Below are 5,942 nucleotides of genomic sequence, written 5' to 3' on the forward strand. Positions count from 1 at the left end.
TAAAGAGCGCCGCTCAATTTTGAGCGGGAGTGGCATTTTACGCCACTTTGGCATCGAGTCAAGCGTTTTGTTTGCTTGGCTGTTTTGCCGTTGTTAGCGCGGCTTGCCGTGCCAACGAGAAGCGCATTATAGAGAGGTAATTTTGTGACGCAAGGGGTTTTTAAGAAAAACTTTCCAGGCGAACAAAAACCCAACAATATGCATTATTACTGAGCATTTCCACGCTAAAACACGGCAAAAAGCCACCTAAAATTGGTGGCTTTCGTCCGATAAGCACTTATTAGTCCTGTTTTGCGATGATTTGGTCGTTTTCAACATCAAGGAAAACAGACCGCCCTGGTATCAGCTCGCCACTTAGAATTTGCTGAGCAAGCGGGTTTTCAATTGTCTGCTGGATAGCACGTTTGAGTGGACGCGCACCATAGACGGGATCAAAGCCACCTTTAGCGACTTTTGCTAAGGCTGCGTCTGAGACCTCAAGCTTAAAGTCTCTTTCGGCCATACGGTGAGCCAGATCTTGCATCTGTAGACCCGCAATCTCTTTGATATGGTCTTCGGCTAATGGATGGAAAACCACCGCTTCATCGATTCGGTTGATGAACTCTGGACGGAAATGATTCGCAGCCACTTCCATCACGGTGCGTTTTATACCCGCATAGTCCAGTTCACCGAAATGCGCCTGGATCTGCTCCGAGCCAAGGTTTGACGTCATGATCACCACCGCATTGCGAAAGTCGACGGTACGGCCTTGACCATCCGTCAGGCGACCATCATCCAGCACCTGTAGCAAGATATTAAACACATCCGAATGGGCTTTCTCTATCTCGTCGAGCAGAATGACAGAGTAAGGGCGGCGACGTACCGCTTCGGTCAGGTAGCCACCTTCTTCATAACCCACATAGCCTGGAGGCGCCCCCACAAGGCGAGCCACGGAGTGCTTCTCCATAAATTCGGACATATCAATCCGAACCATGGCATCTCGGCTATCGAACATAAACTCGGCAAGTGATTTACATAGCTCGGTTTTACCTACCCCCGTTGGCCCTAGGAAGAGGAATGAGCCGATCGGGCGATTCGGATCCGCTAAGCCCGCTCGGCTGCGGCGAATGGCGTTGCCGACAGCACTGACCGCTTCATCTTGTCCAACCACACGCTCGTGAAGCGCTGACTCCATTTTAAGTAGCTTTTCTTTCTCGCTTTCCAGCATGCGCGACACAGGAATGCCTGTCTGGCGTGCAATGACATCTGCGATCTCCGCATCCGTGACACGGTTTTTAAGCAACGTCATTTCCTGCATCTCTGCCTGACTGGCAAGATCCAGCTGCTTCTCAAGCTCCGGAATTTTTCCGTATTGCAGCTCTGACATCCGGCTCAAATCACCCGCTCGACGAGCGATTTCCATGTCAGTACGTGCTTGCTCTAACGCTGCTTTAATGTGTTGAGCACCAGACACGGCAGCTTTCTCAGTGTTCCAGACCTCTTCCAATTCTGCGTACTCACGCTCTTTTGCTTCTAACTCGTCGCGAAGCGTTTCTAAGCGCTTTTGGCTCGCACTGTCTTCTTCTTTTTCCAGTGCTTGCTGCTCTATCTTCAGTTGCACAATACGACGCTCAAGCCTGTCGAGTGAGTCTGGCTTTGAGTCTATTTGCATCCGAATACTGGAAGCGGCCTCATCAATCAGATCGATGGCTTTATCTGGCAGTTGCCGATCGGCAATATAGCGGTGTGACAAGCTCGCAGCAGCAACGATAGCCGGGTCGGTAATTTCTACCGCATGATGCAATTCATAACGCTCTTTGAGGCCTCGCAAAATGGCCACCGTGTCTTCGACATTCGGCTCACTCACCAACACTTTTTGGAAACGACGCTCTAATGCCGCATCTTTCTCCACATACTGCCGATACTCATCCAGCGTGGTGGCCCCAACACAATGTAGCTCACCGCGTGCAAGAGCAGGTTTGAGCATGTTCCCCGCGTCCATGGCCCCTTCGGCTTTGCCTGCGCCCACCATGGTGTGCAGTTCATCGATAAAGAGGATGACATTGCCTTCCTCTTTGGCAAGCTCGTTGAGTACCGCTTTTAGACGCTCTTCAAACTCACCTCGATACTTCGCCCCTGCAACTAATGAACCCATATCAAGAGAAAGAACGCGTTTACTGCGAAGCCCCTCTGGCACCTCACCATTCACAATGCGTTGAGCAAGCCCTTCGACAATCGCGGTTTTACCTACACCGGGCTCACCAATCAGCACTGGGTTATTTTTGGTACGGCGTTGTAACACTTGCACCGTACGACGGATTTCATCATCACGGCCAATAACAGGGTCGAGCTTGCCTTGCTCTGCACGCTCAGTAAGATCAATGGTGAATTTTTCGAGGGCTTGACGGTTCTCTTCCGCATTCGGATCATCGACTTGCTGGCCGCCACGGACTTTCTCTATCGCTTCTTCAACCTTTTGCGACGTCAACCCGTGGCTACGCAACAGATTTCCCAACTGGCCTTTGTCTTCCACCGCAGCCAAAACAAAAAGCTCTGACGAGATATATTTATCTTTACGCTTTTGCGAGATTTTGTCGCACAGGTTAAATAGCGTGCCTAGGTGGTTTGAAAGCTGTACTTCGCCCCCCGTGCCAGTGACTTGTGGTAGTCGGTCTAATAACTCAGAGAGACTGGAACGCAACTGGCTCACATCCACGTTCAGCATGGTCAATAACGGGCGGATGGCACTGCTGTCTTGGTTCAGGAGCGCGGTCATCAAGTGAACAGGCTCGATGTATTGGTGATCTCGCCCTAATGCGAGTGATTGCGCATCAGAAATCGCAATTTGGAATTTACTCGTAAATCGGTCAAGGCGCATAGTTCCTCCCACTTAACACCTCTAGTTGATGAATAAATGGGCACGATTGCGGCGCTTTTCAAGCACCTTTGTCGCTTTTATTTCACCCGCCAGATGCAGGTTGCCATCCGGCCTGTTTGCCCATCTCGTCGATACGAATAAAACTGATCCGCCTGCTGGTAGGTACAAAACTCCCCACCATAAACAGCAGTAACGCCAGCCTGTTGGAGTCGTTGCGTCGCGAGCATATAAAGATCAGCTAAGTACTTGTGGCTGTCGGTAGGCATAAAGGCGACCTTGGCTTCCGGTGACAAAGTGGTAAATGCCTGATACACATCTTCCCCTACCTCGAAAGCTTGGGGGCCAATCGCAGGCCCCAGCCAAACGAGGCATCGGCTTGGCGCCTCAAACATCGATAATGTCGATTCCAGCACACCATGTAATAATCCGCGCCAACCTGCGTGGGCCGCCGCGACTTGCTGACCATCGTCACTGCAAAAAAGTACTGGCAAGCAATCAGCCGTCATGATGGTACAGACTTGGCCTGTTGTTTCGGCGAAGGCCGCATCTGCCTCAGGGTGAGGATCTTCACTTGGAAGGTGCACGACCTGCGTGCCATGTACTTGGTCCAGCCAGGTAATATCGCCCTCGACCTGCTTTGCGAGTAGCAGTCGGCTTTTGGCAACATCATCAGGTGCGTCGCCAACATGCATACCCAAGTTCCAACTCGAAAAGCGCCCATGGCTCACGCCACCAACACGCGTGGTCGTCAGCGCACGCACATTGCTTGGGGCAGGCCAGTCGGGCTCGAGGTAGCGCATCAGTATTCCTCTTCTCCATATTGGCTTTGATCATCCCTTAGCAGCTCAGTCAGTGCGACCATGTCATCTGGAATCGGAGCATGCCATTCCATTTGCTCGCCAGTGACCGGATGATCTAAACGTAGCATGGCCGCATGTAGCGCCTGGCGCCGGAATTGGCGTAAGCCTTGGATGAGCGCATCATCGGCATGACGAGGCGGTTTAGCCTTGCCACCATATAGCGGATCGCCCACTAAGGGATGATTCAAGTAAGCCATATGGACACGGATCTGGTGGGTCCGGCCCGTTTCCAAGCGCAAACGTAACCGCGTGTGGCCACGAAAATGCTCGGCCACGCGATAATGGGTGATCGCGGGCTTACCTAATTCATGCACCGCCATATGGGTGCGTTTCGTTGCGTGGCGGCCAATCGGCTTATCCACCAAACCACCACCGGTCATATTGCCAATCGCAATCGCTTCGTACTCACGGGTAATTTTCCGCTTCTGTAGCGCCCGAACTAGACGTGTTTGTGCTGGGATCGTTTTGGCGACCACCATTAATCCCGTGGTGTCTTTGTCCAAACGATGGACGATCCCTGCTCGAGGTACGTCTCCTATTTCCGGATAACGATACAAAAGACCGTTCAGTAAAGTACCATCAGGGCAACCTGCGCCTGGGTGAACAACCAGCCCCGCAGGTTTATTAATCACCAACAAGTCGTCATCTTCATAGACAATATCTAGCGGAATATCTTGCGCTATCCAGCGATCGTCATCTTCAATTTCCGCAGTGATCTCAACGTTTTCTCCGCCCATCACTTTTTGACGCGGTTTATCAATGGCCACGCCATTGAGTGACACCTGACCGGCTTGGATCCAGGTTTTGATCCGAGAGCGCGAGTAATCAGGAAACAGCTCAGCGATAGCTTGGTCGAGCCGCTGACCTAGTTGATGATCTTGGATCTGATGGGATAACTCTATCTGTTGTGCCATATCGAACTTTTCTGTGATTTCTATGACTAAACCCTTGCGACAGTCGTTATAGTGGCGCTTGGCATATCGCCTGCAAACGCCTTTTGCTATAGTCGCCTGTCACTGGATAAAATAGCCGGAATAATGACATTGTATCTGTTTGCCGCTGCGACCGTAATCCAGATGGCATAAAAACTTTTCAAGGAAGTGCGATAACCCATGAAACGCCTAACCCTGACTGCGCTACTCGCAGCCTCTCTACTCGCCGGTTGTTCAAGTAACGACCAAGTCGTTCAAGACGATCCGCCATCCAAACTGTATCAGGATGCTGAAGCGCAGTTAAATCAAGGGGCTTGGATAACCGCGATTGAAAAGCTGGAAGCACTAGATTCACGCTATCCTTTTGGTGCTTATTCTGATCAAGTGCAGCTGGACCTTATTTATGCATATTACAAAAATGATGACTTGGCTTTGGCCGAAGCCACGATCGATCGTTTTATGCGTATGCACCCAGCGCACTCAGAAAGTGACTGGGTGGTTTATATGCGTGGTCTTGTCCATATGGGCCAAGATCGTAGCCTCATTCACGATATCTTACGTATGGAGCGGGATGACAGAGATCCGCAACCAGCACGTAAAGCCTTTGCCGATTTTCGTCGCTTACTTGAGCGCTATCCCAACAGTGAATATGCCGCAGATGCCAAAGCGCGGATGACCGCATTGAAAAACCGCCTTGCCAACTATGAGCTCGCCGCCGCTGATTACTACATCCGTCGCGAAGCATGGGTTGCCGCGGTTAACCGTTGCCAAGCGTTGCAGCGTGACTTCCCTGATACAGAGGCAGCCCGCGCATCGTTACCTTTGATGCTGAAAGCCTATGAAAAGCTTGGACTCGAAGAACCTGCAGAGCGAACAAGAAAACTGATCGCTAAGAACCCAGCGTAATAGCAAGTCAAAAAGCTTGATAATCAAAACCTCCGCCAAGGAGGTTTTTTTATGTCCATAGATTACCGGTGAAAAGCGCGCTTCACCGAGTAATATTGGAATCGACTCTCGGCTTCCGCGTTGAGTGGGCACAGATATACATTATTGAGGTATAACGGTTTATAGAGTTTGAAGCGGTAAGTTATTGAATCAAAACGCGTGATATCTTGCTATAGATACAAAAAAGCCCCGACCGTGAGGTCAGGGCTCTGTATTTTCTCATCAAAGTCTTACATATCATTGCTTTGATAATTAAATTGCGTGCTATGCGCAGGGAGTTTTGAAGCGAGAAGCACAGTGTATGCCAATACATGAGCATCGCAGATATCAAAAATCACAAGCAATAGG

4 protein-coding genes are annotated in these 5,942 nt (G+C 50.6%); 1 reads left to right on the forward strand and 3 read right to left on the reverse strand.

The window, feature by feature from the left end:
• Positions 1 to 280: 280 nt before the first annotated feature.
• From clpB to rluD, 3 genes are all read right to left on the reverse strand, one after another.
• Positions 281 to 2,857 carry an ATP-dependent chaperone ClpB gene (gene clpB / locus C7A19_RS15490; RefSeq protein ID WP_116645363.1) on the reverse strand — a complete coding sequence of 859 codons (2,577 nt, stop codon included), beginning with the start codon at positions 2,855 to 2,857 and terminating at the stop codon, positions 281 to 283.
• A gap of 77 nt (positions 2,858 to 2,934) precedes the next feature.
• The gene (gene pgeF / locus C7A19_RS15495; protein ID WP_116645364.1) at positions 2,935 to 3,657 is read right to left on the reverse strand and encodes a peptidoglycan editing factor PgeF; all 723 of its coding nucleotides are present in this window, start codon (positions 3,655 to 3,657) and stop codon (positions 2,935 to 2,937) included.
• Positions 3,657 to 4,631, reverse strand: a complete 975-nt coding sequence (gene rluD, locus C7A19_RS15500; protein WP_116645365.1) for a 23S rRNA pseudouridine(1911/1915/1917) synthase RluD — start codon at positions 4,629 to 4,631, stop codon at positions 3,657 to 3,659. Before rluD ends, pgeF begins: the two co-directional genes overlap by 1 nt.
• Before the next feature lie 198 nt (positions 4,632 to 4,829).
• Here rluD and bamD point away from each other — a divergent pair, with 198 nt between their 5' ends.
• The gene (gene bamD, locus C7A19_RS15505; protein WP_069362000.1) at positions 4,830 to 5,555 is read left to right on the forward strand and encodes an outer membrane protein assembly factor BamD; all 726 of its coding nucleotides are present in this window, start codon (positions 4,830 to 4,832) and stop codon (positions 5,553 to 5,555) included.
• Positions 5,556 to 5,942: the final 387 nt, after the last annotated feature.

The sequence above is a fragment of the Salinivibrio sp. HTSP genome (assembly GCF_003390965.1).
Taxonomy (GTDB): Bacteria; Pseudomonadota; Gammaproteobacteria; order Enterobacterales; family Vibrionaceae; genus Salinivibrio; species Salinivibrio kushneri.

What these genes read in the sequence shown, in the direction of transcription:
- bamD (WP_069362000.1), top strand. Translation starts at nt 4,830, where the DNA reads ATGAAACGCCTAACCCTGACTGCGCTACTCGCAGCCTCTCTACTCGCC.
- pgeF (WP_116645364.1), bottom strand. Translation starts at nt 3,657, where the DNA reads ATGCGCTACCTCGAGCCCGACTGGCCTGCCCCAAGCAATGTGCGTGCG.
- clpB (WP_116645363.1), bottom strand. Translation starts at nt 2,857, where the DNA reads ATGCGCCTTGACCGATTTACGAGTAAATTCCAAATTGCGATTTCTGAT.
- rluD (WP_116645365.1), bottom strand. Translation starts at nt 4,631, where the DNA reads ATGGCACAACAGATAGAGTTATCCCATCAGATCCAAGATCATCAACTA.